The sequence below is a fragment of the Idiomarina sp. T82-3 genome, assembly GCF_001577655.1.
Classification (GTDB): domain Bacteria; phylum Pseudomonadota; class Gammaproteobacteria; order Enterobacterales; family Alteromonadaceae; genus Idiomarina; species Idiomarina baltica.
This window is the reverse complement of record NZ_LSBQ01000008.1, coordinates 1-22,264: the sequence shown is the minus strand read 5'-3', so window position 1 is coordinate 22,264 and position 22,264 is coordinate 1. Positions and strand designations below refer to the sequence as shown.

Below are 22,264 nucleotides of genomic sequence, written 5' to 3'. Positions count from 1 at the left end.
GTCGAGTTAAGAGAGTTCGAATGAGTGAAGAACAAAAAAGTCAGCGGTTAATTTGGGTCGATTTAGAAATGACAGGTTTAAACCCTGAATACGACCACGTTATTGAGGTGGCAACCATCGTCACTGATGCAGATTTGAATATCCTTGCTGAGGGTCCAACCATAGCGATTCATCAGCCGCAGTCAAATCTCGATAAAATGGATGACTGGAATGTTAAAACTCATACTGGCTCAGGTCTCGTCGATCGAGTAAAAAAGAGTCAGTACAGCGAACAGGATGCGGTGCGCGAAACCATTGAATTTTTATCACACTATGTCGAGCCCAATACATCGCCTATGTGTGGTAATTCAATTTGTCAGGATCGCCGATTTTTAGCCCAACACATGCCAGAGCTTGAGGCTTTTTTCCATTATCGAAACCTCGATGTAAGCACAATAAAAGAATTGGCCAAGCGCTGGAAGCCCGAAGCCATGAACGGCTTTAAAAAGAAAGGTGCACATGAAGCGCTTGCTGATATTCGTGAGTCAATTGATGAGCTCAAGCATTACAGAGCGCATTTTTTCGCCATTTAAACGGCCAGCGGTGAAAAAGCGGTTGACGTGGGCGGCGGTTTCAGTAGAATACACGCCGCACTGACGATGCGGGAATAGCTCAGTTGGTAGAGCACAACCTTGCCAAGGTTGGGGTCGCGAGTTCGAGTCTCGTTTCCCGCTCCAAGTCAGACTCTCCTAATTATTTATATCGAAATGCGGGAATAGCTCAGTTGGTAGAGCACAACCTTGCCAAGGTTGGGGTCGCGAGTTCGAGTCTCGTTTCCCGCTCCAAATCTCATTTATCTTAGTATTCGCTACCCAACATTCCTTTTAAATGCGCCACAACACTGCGTCCTAATGCGCTGTGATCATAGCCGCCTTCTAAACTGGACACGATGCGTCCGGAACAATGTTTGTCGGCAATTAACTTGAGTTTTTGCGTAATCCAAAAGTAATCATCTTCTTTCAGTAGGAACTGCGACATTTCATCCTCAATATGACCATCAAAACCCGCTGAGATAAGAATTAATTGAGGTTTAAAAGCATCGAGTTTAGGCAAAATTTGGTAGTAAACAGCCTCTCGCCAATCTAAGCTTTTGCAGCCTGGCGGTAGTGCGATAGAAAGAATGTGATCATCGTTGTTGTTCTCGTCAACATAGGGGTAGAGCTGTGACTGAAAAGTTGAACAGAACAGGATATTAGGATGCGCTTGAACTATATCTTCCGTGCCGTTGCCGTGGTGCACATCAAAATCGACAATCGCTACCCGTGATAAGCCATATGCCTGCTGAGCGTAGAGCGCTGCGATGGCTATATTGTTAAATACGCAAAAACCCATTGCTTGATTCTTTGTCGCATGGTGTCCCGGAGGTCTCACAAGGCAGAATGCCTGTTTGTTTTGGTCGGCTAATACTTTATCTACTGCGGCCACGTTTGCGCCGACCGCATGCAGTGCAGAGTCAAGCGTATCGGGCGTCATTGGGGTGTCTGGATCGAGCCAAACATGACCTTCGTGTGGCTGCTTACGGTACAGTTCACTAATGTACTTATCGCTATGCGCTAGTTTTATATGCTCTAATGTTGCTGGACTCGCCTGCTCGCGAGTCAACACAAAATCGAGTCCTGAACGAATAATTTGGTCATTCACCGCGTCTATTCGATCAGGACACTCCGGATGTTCTTTATCAGGGTTATGCAGTAGACAGTGAGGATGAGAGTAAAGGTAAATACTCATGAGGACGACTCTTCTTGGGTTTCGTTTTGCTTAAGTTCGAGTTTGAGCATGACTTCACCCGGCTCATCACTCGCTTGACGCACAAATCCGGACTTTTCAAATACGTTGAGCATGGGCTTATTATTCACGAGTACCACTGCCTGCATTGAGTCGAGTCCACGTAATTGGGCGATTCGTATCATTTCTTGTAGCAACACACTGGCCATTCCCTGACCTTGATAATGCTCACGAGTGACAAACGCCACCTCGCAACTGTTATGAGACTCAATATAGTAATAGCGCCCCACGGCCATGATTTTGGCCGCCGAGCCTTTTTGACGCACAATACACAGTGCAAGATCAACCGATTGGTCAATGCTCACTAAGGTACATGACTTTTCTCGACTCATTTGTGTAGGAACGGCGTTGTAGCGTAGTTGAAGCGTTTCCTTGGTATGCGAATAGAAAAACTCTTGCAGACGGCGTTCGTCAGACGGATACAATGGTCGCAAATCAAATTCCTCACCGGCGAAGGTGATTTTTTTAAATCCAATGTCTCCTAGCTCCGGCACATCGCTTGGCGTTAGTTGATGATAATTGGGGACCCAATAATGTTGCCTTACTTGCTGCAATAGTTGCTGGCGAAATTTTGGATGCGCAACGCGAATAAGTTCTAAAGCACGTTCGCGGATGCTTTTACCACGGAGTGATGCGACACCGAACTCTGTTACTACATAGTGCACATGGCCACGCGAGGTCACTACGCCGGCGCCTTCTCGAATGTGCGCGACGATGCGTGAGGTCTTGCCGTCTTGTGTTGTTGAAGGAAGGGCGATGACCGGCTTTCCTCCTTGACTCAATGACGCTCCTCGACTGAAATCAACTTGACCGCCAATCCCTGAGTAGAATTGATGTCCTATCGAGTCAGATACCACTTGTCCGGTCAAGTCGACTTCAATTGCGCTGTTGATGGCAATTAAGTTGTCATTGCGTGCCACATTCGTTGGTGAGTTGACATATTCGCTTGGATAAAAGCCGATATGAGGATTTCTGTCGACGAAATCATAGAGTGCTTGGCTACCCATACAAAAGCTAGTGACAATTTTATTGGGATGGAACGTTTTTTTACGATTATTAATCACGCCTTGTAACATCAGGTTCATGATATCGTCGGTAATAAGTTCGCTGTGGACTCCCAGATCTTTATGGTTGCCTAAGTAATGCAGCGCTGCGGCACAAATACGACCTAAGCCAATTTGTAAAGTACAACCGTCCCGCACCAATAAAGCAATATACTGTCCAATACGCTCAATAATTTTATTATCTACGGTATCGGGCGGTGGTAATTCAGGTAGCGGCTGATCGTGGTACCAAAAGTAATCAATCTGATTTTTGTGTAAGAAAGATTGACCAAAGGTAACAGGCATATGCTCGTTGACTTGTGCGATTACAGTATTAGCGGATTTGGCAGCGGCAGCCACCACATCAACGGAGACCCCCATTGAGTGATAGCCATATTGATCGGCTGGACTAACCATGATCAGGGCGGCGTCTAAGGGTAATATGCCATTATTGAATAAGTTGGGAATATCAGAAATAAAGCAAGGCGTGTAGTCGGCGCGCCCCTCATTAACGGCGCTACGTACGTTATCGCCGCCGATAAAAAAGGTATTCACTTTAAATAGTTGCTGATGCTCAGGAAGTGCCCACTTATTATCAGAGAGCGTCATCAACTGCACAATTTCAATGTCGTGTAGGTGTTTTGCATTTTCGATGAGATCATCAATCAATGCTGTTGGAACGGCAGCATGGGAGCCGATAAAAATGCGTTGCCCTGATTTTAATAGCTTGGACCAATCAAGTTTGCTCATAGTTACCACCTTAGAGGGAACCGTCATTATTTAGATTGTGCGCTAAATAGGCTAAACTGTTACAGGATGTTGCAAAATCGTATACAATGTCGCCGCTTACACAAAAATATAACAAAAAGTTGGACGCATATCCGTGAAATTTGCCAAAACTCAACAGTCATTCTCGCAAGCACTTTGTCTATTGTTACTGAGCTTTGCCCTCATCGGCTATGCGTCTTTAGTCGAAGCTCAGACCGCTGAAGCCGAGTCGAATAAATCGGTACAGTCGAAGCTGGACGACTATCTTAATCAGTCTCAGGCTGACGATTTTGATGGCAAAGCTTATTTGAAGCCGATTGTTGATAGTTTGTCTCCCGCAACTCCACTCGCTACACGGTTGCGCGCGTTAAGTTATTGGGCCTCTGAGTTTGCCTATGCTGAGCGCTATGATGAGGCGAACTCAATTCTTGATAGCCTGGCGGATGAGGTGAAGAAGAGTCATGATGCAAACCTTCAAGCCGAACTACTTGCGAATAGAATCGATCTTTTAGTCATTGCAGATAAGGTCGATGAAGCGTTTGTTAAGGTTCCTGACCTTGAAGCAATAATGCCTCAAGTCACCAGTCCGCGTATTAATTACTACGCCTATAACTTGCTTTCTAGTCTATATACGCAGTGGAGTCGCTATGAGGTGGCGCTTGCTTACTTAATTAAAGCCCAGTCGGCACTCGATCATATGCAGGGCATTAATCAACTTCGTCGTCGGCTTTATTTGAAATCTTCCATTGCTGATATTCAAATACGATTGGAGCAATGGGATCTCGCCTTAAAAACCTCACAGGAAGCACTCGTTGAGATGGAGGGGAATGCATTTCCTGCGCTTTCTTATGAGCTCTGGTTTACACAATATTATGCGTACATCAGTTTAGGTGATCACGAGAAAGGTCTAAACGCCTTGAAAAAGGCTTATGCTTACACTGAAAACTTTCCTTATCAAAGAGCGATCGTGCTGAATAATTTTGGTGACTCGTACATGCGTTTACAGCAACTTGATAAGGCTAAGTCCCACTTACAAGAAGCATTAGAATTAGCGCAGTCGCTTGACTACGGCGATATGATTCGCACCGTTGAGTTTAACTTAGGTTTTATTGCCGTGAAGCAAGGAGATAGCCTAGGTCTGCAGCAGATGAAGCGTGTTGTTGATTATTTTCGTGATACCGAACAATCCAGTGCGCTCGAGCAAACATTAAAAGAGTTGGCGCAAGCATACGAGCTTATGGGGCGTTATAAGGAGCAAGCAGCAGCATTAAAAGAGCGTCAGTCGATCCGAGAAAAAATTCTACAAAACTCGCAAAGCAAGGCATTAGCCGAGATGCAGGCGCTATACGATAATCGCGACAAGGCGCAACGCATCGACTTACTGGAGCAACGAAATAAGTTAAGTGAGCAAATCATAGAAAATAACCGTCAGCAAACCGTTATTACATGGCTAGCTATCGTGCTGGGTGGATTTGTATTTTTTACGCTTTTACTGCTTTATAGAAAAGTTAAGGAATCCAATCGTAAGCTACAACAAGCCAATGTTGCGCTATCGGAACAAACCAAACGAGATCCACTGACAGGACTAGAAAACCGCCGTTCCATGCAACTAACAATGGAAGCCCGAAAGACTAAAAATGTCGCGACCTCGATGGGTTTGGTTTTGCTCGATATTGATAACTTTAAAAAGATAAATGACACCTTCGGGCATCACACTGGAGACGAGGTCCTGGTGGAGATGAGTCAACGCCTACGCGAGCTTTGTCGTGAAGATGATAGTCTCGTGCGTTGGGGAGGTGAGGAGTTCTTATTTTGTTTTAATAGAGTCACGCAGCAACAACTGGTAACCCTGGTTCAGCGTATTCAACACGCAGTGTCAGCGGAGCCCGTACAAACGTCGAAGCAATCGATCGAGGTCAGTGCGACGGTAGGGTTCATAGTGCTGCCATTCAGTCATTTTAGTGAGTCTGAACTTGATTGGGAAAGTGCATTGAAACTGGCTGACCTCGCACTCTACTCGGGCAAAGCACGTGGTCGTCATTGCGCTGTTGGTGTAATGGGTTTAACAGAGCGAGGACATGCTCATATGGACGACTTAATTAACAATTCGGATGCAGCGATAGAGGAAAACTGGTTAGTTTTAGAGTTTCTCGAGGACGCGGAGTGAAGTTGTCGCAGTTTGGGCCAGGCGCGCTTGTTGCGGCTGCTTTTATTGGTCCTGGAACGGTTGTCACCGCTTCACTTGCTGGCGCGGAATTTGGCTATGCGCTGTTATGGGCATTGATGCTTTCCACTGTCATTTGCGCTGTTCTGCAAGAGATGGCGTCGCGTATTGGCGTTATTACGGGCAAGGGGCTCGGTGAAAATATCCGTTCCCAAATGACCTCGCCTTGGCTTCGTATTCTTTTCTTCACACTTATTATTGCCGCCATCGTGGTTGGTAACAGTGTTTACCAAGGCGGTAACTTATCGGGCGCTACACTCGGTGCACAGGAAGTGCTAGGGCAAGTACCGTTATTGTCGGATTGGTTTGCTCAGGGGTGGCCGTTAGTTTTTGGCGTATTAGCAGCCGCTATTCTTTGGCAAGGCAAAGCCAAGTTTATCGAATATGCGCTGATTACGCTGGTTTTGTTAATGAGCCTCGCGTTTATCGGCACTTTTTTGCTGACCGACCCAAACTGGCTCGGTGTTGCCGATAGTCTGCTGTGCTGGCGCTGGCCTTCGGACAGTATTATCACCGTTATCGCGCTGGTCGGAACTACCGTGGTGCCTTACAACTTGTTTCTTCATAGCGCGTCGGTGGCAAATAAATGGTCCGGTGATGACGGAGTAAAACAGGCTCGGATCGATACGTTTATCTCGATTCCATTAGGCGGTTTAATTTCCATGGCGATATTAGCCACGGCGGCGAGCGCCTTTTTTGCCCAAGGTATCGTTATTGAGTCCGCCGGCGATCTTGCTGTTGCCTTAGCGCCACTGTTCGGCGACTCAGCGAAGTACTTAATGGCGCTTGGCTTATGTGCCGCGGGTATTTCATCAGCCACCACTGCGCCACTCGCATCTGCTTATGCGCTATGTGGCATCATGGGGTGGAAGCAATCATTAACAGGCTTTGCGTTTCGTGCCATTTGGGCAACGATTCTAGTGCTAGGTGTTGTCATTAGTAGCCTCGATCTATCGCCGATTAAAGTGATCTGGTTTGCTCAAGTTGCTAACGGTATTTTACTTCCGGTTATCGTCGGCTTTATTTGGTGGCTATGTAACCAGTCGACGATGGGGCGCATGAAAAACAGTGTCGTGGGTAATGCATTCGCAGCCATCATCATGTTAACCAGTATCTTGCTGAGCTGGAAAAGTTTGCATCATGTCTGGCTGTCCATCACAAGTTAGTTATAGATAATTGCGGTTAAAAATAAATTTTTCGTTGACAAACTTTCTTTCTACATCTATATCGTCATTGTCGTTATAGGCGACAGACTTTTTGTTAGGTTTTAGTCTGTAGGAAGGGCTTGCCATGACCGCAATTACACGTGAATTTTTATTGAGAAAACCGTTTAACGATTTCCGCAATTATCCCTATGGTTTCTCTCGCTCTGGGGATTTTTCCATCCGAGAAAGTGACGCACTGACTCAATATGGCTGTTTAATCACTGCTTTATTGCAGGGTGAATTAACGCCTGGCTGCGATGAAGATATTTCGTTGCTCGCATCGGCTCGTGGTGAACAAGCGCCCGTAACCGTTGTTGAAAAGGCTTGGGCAAAATACCAAGCACGCATACACCGCCCTAAGGTGGCAAGTATGTATGGTAAAGGTAAATTATCCGATGAAGATTTCGGTTATTCCACTGACAGTGAAGATGACTTAATCGTCGAGGATTAATTGAGGAAAGCGTCTGTGACTAAAAAAGCAGGCGCTTTTTTGTTGTTGTTTTGCACGCTTCTTTGCTTCTGCCGCTAAATCAGAAACGTCGTGATACGAGTTACAGCGAGAGCAATCGGGTTGTACGATACCAATAGCGATGCCTAATAGTGGAAACTGCACTCGCTCGCCCGTTCTATCATTGGCCAAAATGTACTGTCGTTTCTGGTCAGCTGTCGCATAAAAATCATTGACTTTTTCCTCGAAGCGCTCGATTACCCCATGGTATTTATTCTTATTGGCGATATTCGCGGGCGAAATCGTGACGAAATCGTCGCCACCGATATGTCCGATAAAGTGATGACTCTCAGCGAATAGTTCGCGTAATAAATCGCCTACCCAAGATATCACGCGGTCGCCTTTCGAATAGCCGTACACGTCGTTATAGGGTTTGAAGTTGTTTAGGTCAAAGTAGGCGACTTCAAAAGCTTTGTTTTCATCGAGGTACTGGGAGATAGTGCGGTGTATCGGCACATTTCCGGGTAATAGTGTCAGCGGGTTGGCGTAGCGAGCATTCTGAACTTTTACTTCGGTGATGCGTCGCAAAAGGTCGCGGATAGAGGCAATGCCCTGAAATCGACCATTTTGCGTAACGATAAATTGTTTGTAGATATCAACATCAAAATCATCGGTCACTTTGTTACTAACCAAGTCAATAGGCGTCAGCCAGTCCACTATCATGGGGTTTTTATCCATCACTCGACTGACATCTTTATTGGCGTATAGTGCACGCCCGTAAGACCCCGAGAATAATTCCATGATGGCTTCGCGGCGCAACATGCCTACCGGCTTACTGTTGTCGACAACGGGGATTGCGGTGAGTTGCTTGTCATTAGTGAATAGATCAAGCGCCACGTGCGCTTTTGTCGTCGATGGAATGCTAGGAGCATCTTTAGCTAACTGAGCAATGGTATCGCCATTAGGTCGGTGAGAGCTGGCAATACGCTCTATCAGTTGCGAATCCGGGTGTAAGGGCGGGCTTTGAACGGGCCGACAGAGATAAAAACCTTGATACAAATGGATACCCATCTCATTCAACTGCTTTAATTCGGCGTGAGTTTCGATCCCCTCGGCAATGACTTTTGCGTTTAGGTTACGAGCAAGGTTGATAATTGACTGAACGAACTCCTTTTTAGTCGCATCATGTTGGAGTTCTTTTATAAAGTAGCGATCGATTTTAACGAAATCAGGTTGTAGCTCTGACCATAACTTCAGCCCCGAATAGCCCGCGCCCAGATCATCGATAGCCACACGCAACCCAAGCGCCCGATAATGTGTAATAGCTTCAGATAGTAAGTCGGTATCATCGATAGGGTAACGTTCGGATAGCTCAATAATGATGCGCTCCGGTGCTAACCCATGCAGTTCTGAAAGTCGCAGGGTGCTGCCTGTTGGGTGACTCTCATCTTTAAGTACGTTGGGATTTACATTGAGAAATAACTTGGCGTCTGTCTCAAGTTGGACAAAGCGTTGAATGGCTGCGTTGCGGCAGGCTAATTCGAGCTCTGATAGAAGCTCTTCTTCTTGTGCAACCTTAAATAACTGGTCAGGAAACTCAAGCAAGTGGCCAGCAGGGCCGCGAATAAGTGCTTCATACCCGAGGATCGTTTGTGATGCATTGTCAAAAATTGGTTGAAAGAGTGGTGACAAACGATCATGTTCAATGAGTTCTAATAAGACGTCCCGATTCGACATGCATTGTGAGCTGACTGATTAACGATGGCGTTAATTTATCTCATTTGAGTGACGAATTTGTGACAGAAGGTTTAAAAAGCGGCTGAGGCAGCCGCCTTTTAAAATGGCTATTAACCGAGACGTTTAATAGCGTGATGTGCAATATCATTGCGGTAATAAACATTATCCCAATGAATATGTTTAACTAATTGATATGCTTCAAGCTGTGCTTGCTGGACGTCATCGCCAAGCGCAACACAACACAACACACGACCGCCATTTGTTAACAAACGGCCTTGCTCATATTTTGTGCCAGCATGAAAAACTTTGTACGATTCCGTAGCTTCGGGAATCCCCTTAATTTCATCACCCTTGTGATAGGATTCAGGGTAACCACCAGCCGCCATCACTACGCCTACTGCGGTGCGTTCATCAAAGCGAGCTGAAGCACCCGCCAATTGACCTGTAATTGCCTTTTCGCAAAGTTCAACCAGATCTGAGCGCATGCGCATCATGATGGGCTGTGTTTCGGGATCACCAAAGCGACAGTTGTACTCTAACACTTTGGCAGAACCATCTGGAGCAACCATTAAACCAGCATAAAGGAAACCAACATAAGGTGTACCTTCCGCTGCCATACCGTCGATGGTGGGCTGAATGACGTGCTGCATAACCCATTCGTGGACTTCATCGGTGACAACAGGAGCGGGAGAATAAGCCCCCATACCACCGGTATTAGGACCCTTATCACCGTCATCGCGCGCTTTATGATCTTGACTCGATGCAAAAGCGACTGCTGTTTTACCATCGGCGATAACGATAAATGAAGCCTCTTCGCCTGTGAGGAATTCTTCGATGACCACACGGCTGCCCGCTTCACCGAATTTATTGCCAGCTAACATATCGTCGATTGCTGCGTCTGCTTGCTCAAGGGTTTCAGCAATAATGACACCTTTGCCTGCTGCTAAGCCGTCTGCTTTTATGACGATAGGTAGTTGGTTGTCACGTACATAGCTTTTAGCTGCCGCAATATCCGTAAAGGTATCGTATGCGGCTGTAGGAATGTTGTGACGTGCCAAAAAGTCCTTACTGAACGATTTTGAGCCCTCGAGTTGTGCGGCTGCAGCAGAGGGACCAAAAATCGCAAGTTTACGCGACTGGAAAAGATCAACGATACCTTTTACCAACGGCGCCTCAGGGCCAACAATGGTGAGATCGACCGCATTCTCTTGGGCAAAGTCAGCTAACCCTTCGATGTCTTCAGCACTGATGCTGACATTTTTAAGGTTCGCTTCATCGGCTGTTCCCGCGTTGCCCGGTGCAACAAAAACCTCAGTGACTTGTTTTGACTGGGCGGCTTTCCATGCGAGCGCATGCTCGCGACCACCGCCACCAACTACCAATATCTTCATGTGTTACCTTTGTGTTGTTGGTTTTCTAAACTTCAGTGTGAAGCGATCGCTCTCGCCAATCGCTTTGTATATCTCGGCATCATCACCTTCATTAACATTTAATGTAGGTGGTAGGTTCCAGACACCATTAGGATGGTCTGCCGTATCTTTGGGGTTGGCATTAATTTCACTGGCTTCAACAAGCTCAAAACCTGCTTGTTCAGCGATATCAATAACCCATTGTTGATGAATATACCCCGATTCGGCCATCGCATCAGCGCTCGCATCCTTTGGTAGGCGATGATCAACAACACCTAAAATACCGTCTGGCTTCAACGCACGCCAAAACTGCTTGAATGCGTCACGTACTGCTTCTTCACCGCCGCTCATGTACCAGTTATGTAAGTTACGGAATGTCAGTACGCGGTCAGCGCTGTTAGGCGGCGCAATGTCGCTTTCCAAATCAGTCAGTGGTGCAAACTCGGTGATTTCGACATTGCCGAACACCGCTTCGGTTTGGATACGATCCGTAAACTTTTCTAATGATCGTTGGTAATAGTCGCTACCCGAGTTTTGTGGAAAGTGCGCAGCGTAGAGCTGACCGCTTTCGCTTAAATAAGGCGCCAGAATTTCTGTGTAATAGCCACCGCCTGGCCAGATCTCAACCACTGTCATGGTTGGAGCGAGCTCAAAAAACTCAAGGGTTTCAACAGGATGACGAGCTTCGTCACGCTTTACATAGCGTTCCGTGCGGCTGTCGTCTTGAACGGCCTTTTCTAACGTCATGCTAGAGCCGACTGAATTTTCGTTCGACGCTTGCCCGCAAGCACTTAAAGTCAGTGCCGTGGCAATTGATAACATCAATTTTGTTTTCATTTTGCTTCCTCCGTAGTTGTTGAAGATAGATTAGCCCTGCTGAGGCAGGGCTGCAAATCTGTCTAACTATTACCTACGGATTAATGACGGAAATGGCGCATTCCCGTAAATACCATTGCAATGCCATGTTCATCGGCAGCCGCAATAATTTCTTCGTCACGAATAGAACCGCCTGGCTGAATAATCGCTTTAATGCCAGCTTCCGCAGCGGCATCGATACCATCGCGGAATGGAAAGAACGCGTCAGACGCCATAACAGAGCCTGGCACATTGAGACCTTCGTCGTTGGCTTTTATGCCCGCTATTTTTGCACTATACACGCGGCTCATTTGACCTGCACCTACACCGATTGTCGCGCCGTCTTTGGCATAGACAATTGCGTTAGATTTTACAAATTTAGCCACTTTCCAACAGAAACGCAGATCGGCCATTTGCTCATCGGTTGGCGCAACTTTTGAAACGACGCGTAACTGTGACTCATCCACATCTTGTGCGTCTGCTTCTTGCACTAATAGACCGCCAGCAACACGTTTGTAGTCCCATTGCTCGGTTGACTCCGACCACTCTCCACACGCCAATAAACGGACATTTTTCTTCGATTCGATGACGCTTTGTGCAGCTTCACTGACCGAAGGCGCAATAATCACTTCGACAAACTGTTGGTCGATGATTGCTTTAGCGGTGGCTTCGTCTAGCGGGCGGTTAAACGCGATAATGCCGCCAAAAGCGGATGTGGGGTCGGTTTTAAAGGCGCGTTGATAAGCCTGTTCAATGGAGTCTGCGACAGCAACGCCACAAGGATTAGCATGTTTGACGATGACGCAAGCTGGCTCAACAAAGCTTTTTACGCATTCGAGCGCGGCATCGGTATCCGCGATGTTGTTAAATGACAACGCTTTGCCTTGCAGTTGGGTTGCGCTCGAGACAGTTCCTTCAGGGGCATCTTGTTCGGTATAAAATGCGGCCTGTTGGTGGCTATTCTCGCCGTAGCGTAGGCTTTGCTTGTGATTGAACTGGAGGTTATAGGTGCGCGGAAATGCTGCTTCATCACGTAGACGACCACCTAAGTAGTTTGCGATCATGCCATCGTATTGGGCTGTATGCTCAAAGGCTGATACGGCGAGTTCAAAGCGTTTCTTTGCGGATACTGCGCCGTTGTTTTGCTCCATGTCAGCGATAACAAGTTCATAGTCATCGCTGTTAACCACTATCGTCACATCTTTATGGTTTTTTGCTGCCGCACGAACCATGGTAGGACCGCCAATATCGATATTTTCGATCGCATCCTCAAAACTGCAATCCGTTTTTGCGACAGTTTTAGCGAATGGATATAAGTTAACAACAACCATGTCGATAGGTGCGATACCGTGAGTATCCATGACCGCCTGATCGACATCGCGACGACCTAAGATTCCACCATGAACCTTTGGGTGAAGCGTTTTTACACGACCATCCATAATTTCAGGGTGTCCGGTGTGATCAGAGACATCGGTAACAGTAAGGCCAGAGTCTCGTAACAGTTTTGCGGTACCGCCTGTAGATAGGAGTTCTACACCACGTGATGCTAACTGCTTGGCAAACTCCACGATACCGGTTTTATCTGAAACACTTAAAAGAGCACGTTTGATAGCTGGGGTCGTCATTATAGAGCCTTAATTTTAATTACAATTAATGGACAGTGTAGTAAAAAAAAGAGCGCCAGAAGGCGCTCTTAGAGAATAGGCAATTAATTCATGCCGTATTTCTTCAACTTTTTGCGTAAAGTTCCACGATTGATGCCAAGCATGGTGGCCGCGCGCGTTTGATTCCCTCGAGTATAGGTCATGACTTCTTCGAGCAGTGGTGCTTCCACTTCGGATAAAACAAGCTCATACAGCTCTTCTGGATCTTGACCGTCGAGTTGACGTAAGAAGCTGTTGATAGCTTGTTTGACTGAGTCACGTAACGGCTTAGGTTGTGAGTTATTTCCAATAGTGGTTAAAGGAGACGTGTTCTCACGATTTGGGTTTTGATCAAACATAATGCGCTTATCTCTTTCCTACAGTGACAAAAAATAATGTTCCAAGGTATTAATCTGCTGTTCAGCTTCTTCAATACCGTTAAACGCTTGGCGAAACTCGCGCCCATTGGGACGCTCATTGAGATACCAGCCAACGTGCTTACGAGCGATTCGCACACCTTTGTATTCGCCGTAAAACTGATGTAAGGCTTTCACATGCTCTACGACAGTGTGGGCGACTTCGTCGAGCGGAGGTGCTTGTAAGTGCTCTCCGTACTCAAGGAAGTACTGTATTTGCTTAAATATCCAAGGGTTACCTTGCGCACCACGTCCAATCATGATGGCGTCGGCTCCCGTGTATCTAAGCACGTGTGCTGCTTGCTCGGGCGACGTAATATCTCCGTTAGCAATGACAGGAATTGATATTGTCTCTTTAATCGCACGAATGGTGTTGTATTCTGCTTCACCTTTATACATGCAGGCGCGTGTGCGTCCATGTACGGCTAACGCCTGAATACCGCAACGTTCGGCTATTTGAGCGATTTCAATTCCATTTTTGTGGTCTAGGTTCCAACCCGTCCTTGTTTTTAAAGTCACGGGTACATCAACCGCCTCAACCACTGCTGTTAAAATGCTTTCTACAAGCGCGGGGTGCTGCATTAATGCCGACCCCGCGAGCTTTTTATTTACTTTTTTTGCCGGGCAGCCCATATTGATATCAATAATCTGAGCGCCTTGGCTGACATTTATTTTCGCTGCCTGTGCCATCAACTCAGGCTCAGAACCTGCAATTTGTACCGACCGGATACCTAATTCACCAGAGTGATCCATGCGTTGCATCGATTTGTCTGTTTGCCATACCTTCGGGTTACTCGACAGCATCTCTGACACTGTCATGCCAGCACCGAGCTTATAGCAAAGCTGTCGGAACGGCTGGTCAGTGACCCCGGCCATTGGCGCTAAAATCAGGTTATTAGGTAAAGAATATGGTCCAATCCGCATCGGTCAAAAACTACTCAGCGAAAAGGGAGAGAATTTTATGGAATTTATGGGATAAAGGAAAGGCTAAAAAGTATGCAAATTTGGTCTTTTTTTAATTTTTTACTATTGACAAAAGTCGCGCAGAGTCACTCTGCGCGGTATCCTGCCAACATGATCCATTCATCTTGTTGAGTTGGTGTTTCAAATTTGATTTCCGGCGCATAAGCATCCATGACTGATTGCGCTTGGCGTGCGAGTATGCCTGATAGCACGAGACGCCCACCTGGTTTCACGAACTCTTTGATAACATGAGCTAATTCACGCAACGGACCAGCAAGTACATTAGCTAATACAATATCAGCTCGAAGGTTTGGGTGCTGTTCAGGCAAGTAGACGTCAAATTTATCGGCGACATGATTGCGCTCAGCATTTTCTTGTGTCGATATAAGTGCTTGCTTATCGATATCAATGCCTAGCGCATGAGCAGAACCCAGTTTAAGCGCGGCAATACCCAAGATTCCAGAACCGCAACCAAAGTCCACTATCTGCTCGTTACCTTTTACATGAGCATCAAGCCATTCGAGACACATCGCCGTCGTCGGGTGAGTCCCTGTACCAAATGCCATGCCGGGATCAAGCAATATATTGACGGCATCGGGCTCTGGAATATCGCGCCAACTTGGGCAGATCCATAGCCGTCTACCAAACTGAATAGGATGAAAGTTATCCATCCATTCGAGTTCCCAGTCTTTATCTTCAAGTCCATCGAGTTTGTACTGCAGTGGTTTGGGTAGAACTTTAGCTTTCTCTAAGTTAGCTACGACAGGCTTCATATCGATATCGGCATCGAATAAGCCAGTCACTAAGGTATGTTGCCATAGTAAGACCTCGCCCAGTGGCGGCTCGAAAATTGGCGTGTCAGCACCATCGCGATAAGTCACCGCTTGTGCACCGTTGGCCATGAGCATGTCACCCACTTGGGGGGCATGCTCTTCTGAACTTGATAATGTCAGTTGAATCCAGGGCACTGTTTAGTGACCCCCAAGGCCAAGTTTCTTCTCAAGGTAGTGAATATTGGTACCACCGTGTTGGAAGTTTTCGTCAGCCATGATCGACTTTTGCAATGGAATATTGGTTTTAATGTTTTCGATAATCAGCTCGTTCAACGCATTACGCATACGAGCGATAGCGATGTCACGATTTTCACCGTATGTTATTAGTTTGCCGATCATCGAATCATAGTTAGGAGGCACTTTATATTCTGCATATACGTGTGAATCCCAACGCACACCAAACCCACCCGGTGAGTGGAAGCGAGTAATTTGGCCCGGCGAAGGCACAAAGGTCTCAGGGTCCTCCGCATTGATACGGCACTCAACTGCGTGACCTCGAATCACCACATCTTCCTGATTGAAAGATAGTTGACGACCCGCGGCAATACGCAGTTGTTCTTTGATCAAATCGATACCTGTGACCATTTCGGTAACGGGGTGCTCCACCTGAATCCGTGTGTTCATTTCGATGAAGTAAAACTCACCGTTTTCGTACAAGAACTCGAAGGTACCAGCGCCGCGGTAGCCGATTTCGATACACGCTTTGGCACAACGCTCGCCGATGAACTTACGCATTTCTGGCGTAATACCTGGGGCAGGCGCTTCTTCGACTACTTTTTGATGGCGACGCTGCATGGAGCAATCGCGCTCACCTAAGTGGACCGCATTACCTTGGCCATCGGCCAATACCTGCACCTCAACGTGACGCGGGTTTTCAAGGAATTTCTCCATGTAGACAACAGGGTTGCCAAAGGCCGCGCGCGCTTCGTTTTGAGTCATGCGAATAGCGCCGAGTAGCTCGCTTTCTTGACGGACAACACGCATACCACGACCGCCACCACCGCCAGCTGCTTTGATGATGATTGGATAACCGATGCGTTTTGCTAATTTAATGTTGCGCTCATCGTCGTCGTCCAACGGGCCGTCTGAACCCGGTACACAAGGTACCCCCGCCTTTTTCATGGCTTTAATGGCTGATACTTTATCGCCCATTAAGCGAATCACGTCTGCCGTAGGACCTACGAAAACAAAACCTGATTTTTCCACCTGCTCAGCAAAATCAGCATTTTCAGCAAGAAAGCCGTAGCCTGGGTGAATAGCGGCGGCGTCGGTAATTTCAGCGGCACTGATAATTCTCGGAATATCGAGATAACTCTCTGCTGCGGGCGCTTTACCGATACATATCGCTTCATCCGCTAATAAGACGTGCTTTAAGTTACGGTCGACCGTTGAATGAACAGCGACCGTTTTGATGCCTAGCTCTTTACACGCGCGCAGAATGCGAAGTGCAATCTCACCGCGGTTTGCTATGACCACTTTATCTAACATGATGCGTTCCCGGTTTAATCTTATTCAATGACGAACAGAGGTTGGTCAAATTCAACGGGTTCTTCGTTTTCGACCAAGATTTGCTTAATAACGCCACTCTTATCGGCTTCGATTTGGTTCATCATTTTCATCGCTTCAACGATACACAGCGTGTCGCCTGCATTAACACGTGAGCCGACAGTCACGAATGGACTTGCGTCTGGTGAGGGTGCTTCATAGAAGGTGCCTACCATTGGTGAGCGAACGATATGTCCTGAGATTTCCTCTGACTCAGCCGGCGCGCTGTCAGAACTTTGCGGTGCTGCCGGTGCAGGAGCTGCTTGTTGAGGCGCGGCACTGTATTGGATAGGTGCTTGCGCTGGTTGCGGGCTGTAGCGGTTAATGCGAACAGACTCTTCGCCTTCTGTAATTTCTAATTCCGAAATGCCCGATTCTTCAACTAACTCAATGAGCTTCTTAATCTTGCGGATATCCATGGTGCTGTTTAACCTCTAATTTATTTTTCTAGAGTTGAATCGATGAGCCGATTAGCCGCAGCTAACGCTAGCTCGTAACCGTAAATCCCGAAGCCGCTAATGACACCCTCGGCTATATCTGCCAAATATGAGTGATGTCGAAACGCTTCGCGACGATAAATATTGGAGATGTGTACTTCGTAAAAAGGTATTCCCACGCCAAGCAATGCATCTCTTAGCGCTACGCTGGTATGCGCGAATGCGCCCGGATTAATGATGATCATCTGGGATTTGTTAGCCGCTGCGTGTACCCATTCGATCAGTTCATATTCGCGATTGCTTTGCTTGCACTCGAGCGTTACATCGAGCGTATTCGCTTGTGTTTGAAGTAACTGTTCAACATCTTTAAGCGTTTCATGTCCGTATATATTGGGCTCACGGCTTCCTAATAAGTTCAAGTTAGGGCCGTTTAAAACCAAAATATGCTTTTTTTGTCGAGAAGTGTTTTGCATATTGCCGCCAAAAGTTACGAACATGTTAAAAGTCAAAGATTAATGGCGGTTCAGTAAAGTTTAACCGCCATTTTGACAAAACTTTCTGCATTATAGTTGAGTTATGCTAGTTTGCAGTAAAATACTGGTCTTATCAGCGATTTTCGCCGCAAACTCTAGTTTGCAGTGTCTTTCATCTTTTGTAAATGTTCATTGAACGCATCTTCATCCAAAAAGCCGGTTACACGCCACTGCTTGAGCTCCTCGCCATTTGGGGAGAAGAATAAAAGCGTTGGTAATCCCAGTACTTGATAGTCGCTGAGTAGTTGCTTGTGTTCCGCAGTATTCGCGGTAACGTCTATTTGCAATTTTTTGAATTCGCTGAGTGCACTCTGTACTGAACGGCGTGAAAAGGTATATTGCTCAAACTCCTTGCACGCAACGCACCAATCTGCATAAAGATCGACCATCACCCACTGCTGAGATTGGTGTGCGTTATTCAGCTGTTGCTCAAGCGCTGCTCGCGTTTCAACCTGAGTGAAAAAACCGTGAGTTTGTTTAACAGAGTAATACTTATCGACTTGCCAATAGCTACCAGCGACGGCTGTCGCCGTTACCAGCAGATAGAGTAAAGTGCGGCTTAACGGATGCTTCAGATCGTTAATATGTCGTCCCATATACACCGCTAGACCGACAAAGTAAGTAAGCCATAAAAAGAAGCTTACTGTGTCGTTAAACAGGCGCTCTAATAAGAAAACCACAGCAGCTAATAGTAACCAGCCGAGCAAGTGCTTGATGATATTCATCCAAGCGCCGGCTTTCGGTAGTAACCTTCCACCGGATGCGGCGAAAACGATTAGTGGTAAGCCCATGCCTAAACTCAGGGCGTACAATAGTATAGCGCCAGAGAGCCATTCGCCAGTTTGTGCAACGAACAGCAATGCCCCACTCAATGGCGCGGTCGTGCAGGGTGAAGCGACTAACCCGGAAATCACGCCGATGGAAAATACACCGGCAATTCGACCGCCGCTCTGGTTTCTACTGATTTGGTCTAGTCGTGATTGCCAACCCGACGGTAGTTGTAGGTTGATAATATCCAACATGCTCATGGCAAAAATCGCGAAGGCAATTGCTAAGGTGGCAATGATGGCTGGGTGTTGGAAATAAGCCTGAAACTGCATCCCCATTGAAGCAACGATAAGTCCTAGCAACGAATAGGTGATAGCCATTCCCTGCACATAAATGAAGGCAAGAAAGACGAGGTTTTTAAGAGTCTTTGGTTTGTCTCCAACAACTGTCGCTGAGATGATTGGATACATGGGAAATACGCAGGGAGTAAAAGCGAGTCCGATACCTAATAGAAAAAATAAACCTAAGGTGGCGAAGTCGACCTGTTCAACCTGGTTGTTTTCCGTAGGATTAGATGCCGCCTTAATGGGCTCATTGGTATCACTTTGAACACCAATAGTGCGTGTTTCGGGCGGATAGCATAAGCCGGCGTCGGCGCAACCCTGATAGTGAAAGGTCACCTCGTTGACACCTGCATTGAGTGAGTAGGTCAGTTCGACATAATTTCGGTAAACCTGACTCTCACCAAAGAACTCATCGACGTGTGATTCCGCAGGAGGGTACTCGATAGGTCGATTAAGAGCCGATGCAGGTGTGAGTTTAAACGCGTGCTGATACAAGTAATAGCCAGGCTGGATCTCAATGCCAATAGTGAGTGGCTTTTCACTAAGCACCTGAACATTAAAGGCTTGATCGACCGTTAAAAACTCCGGCTGCTGGTCAAAGATATTACTACTTTGGGCAACGGCATTGGCCGTGAGTAGGTTCCAACTGATTAGCGCAAATAAGAAAGTCGAACATATTTTTTTCATGGTTTGGTTTGTACCTCAACCCAGTCCAAGTATGACTCAAGTCCATCGACGATTTCTGTAACGATAAACTCGGGTGAATCATAGTTGTGCTGTTCGCTGATAAACTGCTTAAGGTTTGCGACCTGCCAATGATGGGTTTTAATCACCAACCAGTATTCGCTGTCGCACTGAACTTTATCCTCCCAGCGATAGTAAGAACTCACCTTGGGCACGATTTTTACGCAGGCGGCTAGACGTCGCTCAATCATTGTTTTGGCTAGTCTATCAGCAACTTCGCCATCGTCGGTAGTGGTGTAAACCATGCGGATGGGGGTAGTCATGTTCACCTCGAATATGATGAAAAAAATTTTCTTGCAAACCTTGATAACAGAAAATCATACCCCATTTAAAGGTCACGACTAAATTTAAACGCCCACTCAGTGGGTTTTATCAACAACAATAGGTTAAGGAGTTATCGAGAAATGAAACTTCGTCCTTTACACGACCGAGTCATTATCAAGCGTATCGAAGTCGAAGCTAAATCGGCAGGCGGTATCGTTCTAACTGGCTCAGCAGCAGAAAAATCAACGCGTGGTGAAGTCGTTGCCGTTGGCAACGGACGCATCTTAGAGAGCGGTGAAGTACGTCCACTTGACGTTAAAGTGGGTGACAAAGTGCTTTTCAATGAAGGGTACGGCGTTAAGACTGAAAAAATTGACGGCGAAGAATACCTGATCATGAGCGAAAGCGACATCTTGGCTATCCAAGAGTAAGCCGAATCTAAACAGTCTCTAAGAGTACAGTTAAGAGGAATCAAAAAATGGCAGCAAAAGAAGTAAAATTTGGCAATAACGCGCGTCAAAGAATGTTGAAAGGTGTAAACACCCTTGCAGACGCGGTTAAAGTGACCTTAGGTCCTAAAGGCCGTAACGTTGTTCTAGATAAATCATTCGGCGCACCAACCATCACTAAAGATGGTGTTTCTGTAGCGAAAGAAATCGAGCTTGAAGACAAGTTCGAAAACATGGGCGCGCAGATGGTTAAAGAAGTTGCCTCTAAAGCTAACGACGAAGCAGGCGACGGTACAACCACTGCAACGGTTTTAGCACAAGCTATCGTAAACGAAGGCGTGAAAGCAGTTGCAGCGGGTATGAACCCAATGGATCTGAAGCGCGGTATCGATAAAGCAGTTACTGCCGCTGTCGAAGAACTGAAGAAGATCTCTCAACCTTGTGCTGACAGCAAAGCCATTGCACAAGTAGGTACTATCTCAGCTAACTCTGATAGCACCATTGGAGAAATCATTGCTAAGGCGATGGATAAAGTCGGTCAGGAAGGCGTTATTACCGTTGAAGAAGGTCAAGCGCTGCAAGACGAGCTTGATGTTGTCGAAGGTATGCAGTTCGACCGTGGTTACTTATCTCCTTACTTCATCAATAACCAAGAAAGCGGCTCTGTTGAACTCGACAACCCATTCATCTTGTTGGTTGATAAGAAAGTATCGAACATTCGTGAATTACTGCCTGTACTTGAAGGCGTATCGAAAGCAGGTAAGCCACTGCTTATTATCGCTGAGGACGTTGAAGGCGAAGCGTTGGCGACCTTGGTTGTTAACAACATGCGCGGCATTGTAAAAGTTGCGGCTGTTAAGGCACCTGGTTTCGGCGATCGTCGTAAAGCTATGCTTCAAGACATCGCGGTATTGACCGGTGGTACCGTCGTTTCTGAAGAAATCGGCATGGAGCTTGAAAAAACTCAGCTCGAAGACTTGGGTACTGCTAAACGTGTTGTTATTACTAAAGACAACACCACTGTTGTTGATGGTAATGGTGATGACGCTGCGATTGAAGGCCGTGTAACGCAAATCAAACAACAGATGGAAGAAACTTCATCTGATTACGACCGTGAGAAACTACAAGAGCGTCTTGCGAAACTCGCTGGCGGTGTTGCGGTAATTAAAGTTGGCGCAGCAACTGAAGTTGAGATGAAAGAGAAGAAAGCTCGAGTGGAAGACGCGTTGCACGCAACTCGTGCTGCGGTTGAAGAAGGTGTTGTACCGGGTGGTGGCGTTGCCTTGGTTCGCGCTGCAAGCAAGCTAGCGGAATTAACCGGCGACAATGAAGAGCAAAACGTAGGTATTCGCATGATGCTACGTGCGATGGAAGCACCACTGCGTCAAATCGCGTATAACGCAGGTGCTGAAGCGTCTGTTGTTGCAAACCGTGTACGTGAAGGTGAAGGTAACTTCGGTTACAACGCAGGTAATGACACCTACGGTGACATGCTAGAGATGGGTATCCTTGACCCAACTAAAGTTACTCGCTCTGCACTGCAATTTGCTGCATCGGTTGGTTCATTGATGATCACGACCGAAGCAATGGTTGCCGAAATCCCTAAAGACGATGAGTCTGCGGGTGGTATGGGCGACATGGGTGGCATGGGCGGTATGGGCGGCATGATGTAATCTGTCGTTCACCCCATGAACACTTAAAAAAGAGCCCTGCGGGTAATGCCGATCAGTTAAGAAATTTTCAATGATCGGTTGACCGATCCGGCAGAGTCTTCAAAATCCATAGTCAGAATTTCTGGCTATGGATTTTTTT

At 46.7% G+C, this 22,264-nt stretch carries 20 protein-coding genes and 2 tRNA genes; 8 read left to right on the top strand and 14 right to left on the bottom strand.

Features of this window, described 5'->3' with window-relative positions:
* The first annotated feature begins 20 nt into the window (after positions 1–20).
* The 3 genes from orn (at position 21) to AWU56_RS06720 (ending at position 824) form a co-directional block, all read left to right on the top strand.
* Entirely contained in the window at positions 21–572 is a 552-nt protein-coding gene (orn, locus tag AWU56_RS06730; RefSeq protein ID WP_286682091.1) for an oligoribonuclease, read from the top strand.
* A 68-nt stretch (positions 573–640) separates the two neighbouring features.
* Positions 641–716 (top strand) — tRNA-Gly (locus AWU56_RS06725).
* A 32-nt stretch (positions 717–748) separates the two neighbouring features.
* A tRNA-Gly gene (locus AWU56_RS06720) sits at positions 749–824 on the top strand.
* Between the two features lie 13 nt (positions 825–837).
* Here AWU56_RS06720 and AWU56_RS06715 read toward each other — a convergent pair.
* Positions 838–1,767, bottom strand: a complete 930-nt coding sequence (locus AWU56_RS06715) for a histone deacetylase family protein (protein ID WP_006954367.1) — start codon at positions 1,765–1,767, stop codon at positions 838–840.
* Positions 1,764–3,617: a GNAT family N-acetyltransferase gene (locus tag AWU56_RS06710; RefSeq protein ID WP_286682090.1), complete on the bottom strand. Its 1,854-nt coding sequence runs from the start codon at positions 3,615–3,617 to the stop codon at positions 1,764–1,766. Before AWU56_RS06710 ends, AWU56_RS06715 begins: the two co-directional genes overlap by 4 nt.
* A gap of 133 nt (positions 3,618–3,750) precedes the next feature.
* Here AWU56_RS06710 and AWU56_RS06705 point away from each other — a divergent pair, with 133 nt between their 5' ends.
* From AWU56_RS06705 to AWU56_RS06695, 3 genes are all read left to right on the top strand, one after another.
* A complete protein-coding gene (locus AWU56_RS06705; RefSeq protein ID WP_286682089.1) occupies positions 3,751–5,802 on the top strand; it encodes a tetratricopeptide repeat-containing diguanylate cyclase in 2,052 nt (683 codons plus the stop codon).
* Positions 5,799–7,025 carry an Nramp family divalent metal transporter gene (locus AWU56_RS06700; RefSeq protein WP_286682088.1) on the top strand — a complete coding sequence of 409 codons (1,227 nt, stop codon included), beginning with the start codon at positions 5,799–5,801 and terminating at the stop codon, positions 7,023–7,025. Before AWU56_RS06705 ends, AWU56_RS06700 begins: the two co-directional genes overlap by 4 nt.
* A 124-nt stretch (positions 7,026–7,149) precedes the next feature.
* Positions 7,150–7,515, top strand: coding sequence for a MaoP family protein (locus AWU56_RS06695; RefSeq protein ID WP_006954363.1), 366 nt, complete (start codon positions 7,150–7,152; stop codon positions 7,513–7,515).
* Here the strand turns inward: AWU56_RS06695 and AWU56_RS06690 are convergent.
* The 12 genes from AWU56_RS06690 to cutA all read right to left on the bottom strand — a co-directional run bounded on the left by AWU56_RS06690 (position 7,498) and on the right by cutA (position 20,002).
* Positions 7,498–9,249 (bottom strand): EAL domain-containing protein, encoded by a 1,752-nt coding sequence (locus AWU56_RS06690; RefSeq protein WP_286682087.1) that lies wholly within the window; start codon positions 9,247–9,249, stop codon positions 7,498–7,500. The two genes, AWU56_RS06695 and AWU56_RS06690, sit on opposite strands and share 18 nt — an antisense overlap.
* A 110-nt stretch (positions 9,250–9,359) precedes the next feature.
* A complete protein-coding gene (purD, locus tag AWU56_RS06685; RefSeq protein ID WP_272977995.1) occupies positions 9,360–10,640 on the bottom strand; it encodes a phosphoribosylamine--glycine ligase in 1,281 nt (426 codons plus the stop codon).
* 3 nt (positions 10,641–10,643) lie between these two features.
* The gene (locus tag AWU56_RS06680) at positions 10,644–11,495 is read right to left on the bottom strand and encodes a class I SAM-dependent methyltransferase (protein WP_286682086.1); all 852 of its coding nucleotides are present in this window, start codon (positions 11,493–11,495) and stop codon (positions 10,644–10,646) included.
* A gap of 80 nt (positions 11,496–11,575) precedes the next feature.
* Positions 11,576–13,138: a bifunctional phosphoribosylaminoimidazolecarboxamide formyltransferase/IMP cyclohydrolase gene (gene purH / locus AWU56_RS06675; protein ID WP_286682085.1), complete on the bottom strand. Its 1,563-nt coding sequence runs from the start codon at positions 13,136–13,138 to the stop codon at positions 11,576–11,578.
* An 83-nt stretch (positions 13,139–13,221) separates the two neighbouring features.
* Entirely contained in the window at positions 13,222–13,515 is a 294-nt protein-coding gene (gene fis, locus AWU56_RS06670) for a DNA-binding transcriptional regulator Fis (RefSeq protein ID WP_006954357.1), read from the bottom strand.
* 18 nt (positions 13,516–13,533) lie between these two features.
* Entirely contained in the window at positions 13,534–14,496 is a 963-nt protein-coding gene (gene dusB / locus AWU56_RS06665; protein WP_006954355.1) for a tRNA dihydrouridine synthase DusB, read from the bottom strand.
* 125 nt (positions 14,497–14,621) lie between these two features.
* Complete coding sequence (prmA, locus tag AWU56_RS06660; protein WP_286682084.1) at positions 14,622–15,503, bottom strand: 50S ribosomal protein L11 methyltransferase; 882 nt, start codon at positions 15,501–15,503, stop codon at positions 14,622–14,624.
* Positions 15,504–15,506: 3 nt separating this feature from the next.
* Positions 15,507–16,856 carry an acetyl-CoA carboxylase biotin carboxylase subunit gene (gene accC / locus AWU56_RS06655; protein ID WP_272977992.1) on the bottom strand — a complete coding sequence of 450 codons (1,350 nt, stop codon included), beginning with the start codon at positions 16,854–16,856 and terminating at the stop codon, positions 15,507–15,509.
* A 20-nt stretch (positions 16,857–16,876) separates the two neighbouring features.
* Positions 16,877–17,332: an acetyl-CoA carboxylase biotin carboxyl carrier protein gene (accB, locus tag AWU56_RS06650; RefSeq protein ID WP_006954347.1), complete on the bottom strand. Its 456-nt coding sequence runs from the start codon at positions 17,330–17,332 to the stop codon at positions 16,877–16,879.
* 20 nt (positions 17,333–17,352) lie between these two features.
* Positions 17,353–17,823 carry a type II 3-dehydroquinate dehydratase gene (aroQ, locus tag AWU56_RS06645; protein ID WP_040487587.1) on the bottom strand — a complete coding sequence of 157 codons (471 nt, stop codon included), beginning with the start codon at positions 17,821–17,823 and terminating at the stop codon, positions 17,353–17,355.
* A 155-nt stretch (positions 17,824–17,978) separates the two neighbouring features.
* A complete protein-coding gene (locus AWU56_RS06640) occupies positions 17,979–19,682 on the bottom strand; it encodes a protein-disulfide reductase DsbD (protein WP_272977991.1) in 1,704 nt (567 codons plus the stop codon).
* Positions 19,679–20,002 (bottom strand): divalent-cation tolerance protein CutA, encoded by a 324-nt coding sequence (gene cutA / locus AWU56_RS06635; protein WP_040487585.1) that lies wholly within the window; start codon positions 20,000–20,002, stop codon positions 19,679–19,681. The genes AWU56_RS06640 and cutA overlap by 4 nt, the downstream gene beginning before the upstream one ends.
* 141 nt (positions 20,003–20,143) lie before the next feature.
* Between cutA and AWU56_RS06630 the strand changes: the two genes are divergently transcribed.
* On the top strand, positions 20,144–20,434 hold the full coding sequence (locus AWU56_RS06630) for a co-chaperone GroES (protein ID WP_006954340.1): 291 nt from the start codon (positions 20,144–20,146) through the stop codon (positions 20,432–20,434).
* Positions 20,435–20,481: 47 nt separating this feature from the next.
* Entirely contained in the window at positions 20,482–22,125 is a 1,644-nt protein-coding gene (gene groL / locus AWU56_RS06625; RefSeq protein ID WP_006954339.1) for a chaperonin GroEL, read from the top strand.
* The last annotated feature ends 139 nt before the right edge of the window (positions 22,126–22,264 follow it).